The sequence below is a fragment of the Bacillus sp. SIMBA_008 genome (genome assembly GCF_046535495.1).
Classification (GTDB): Bacteria; Bacillota; Bacilli; order Bacillales; family Bacillaceae; genus Bacillus; species Bacillus subtilis.
In genome coordinates this window covers 1-257 of the sequence record NZ_JAWRWL010000778.1, presented here as the reverse complement: position 1 = coordinate 257, position 257 = coordinate 1, and the positions used below count along the sequence as shown (strand labels likewise).

General features: G+C 62.3%; 1 protein-coding gene. It reads left to right on the top strand.

What is annotated here, in order from left to right; translation table 11 throughout:
- Window positions 1-83: 83 nt before the first annotated feature.
- On the top strand, window positions 84-257 hold a 174-nt coding region (locus tag SB658_RS25415; RefSeq protein WP_410603210.1), incomplete at its 3' end, for an ESPR domain-containing protein.

Genomic DNA, 257 nt, shown 5'->3' with positions numbered 1-257 from the left:
CCCTCGTCGAGCGATCGACTTCGATCCTCTATTCGAAAAATGCCAAATCGTTTCACCCACCCAACGTTAAGGAAACGAGAACGATGAACAAGACCTATGCACTGGTATGGAACCAGACGCAGCAATGCTGGACCGCGGTCGGGGAAACCGCGCGACGTCGTGGCAAGACCGGTAGCGGCAAGCGTCTCGCCGCCGCCACCGCCTCGCTGCTCGGCCTCGTCGCCCTGCCCGCCTTCGCGCTGCCTTCCGGCGAAGCC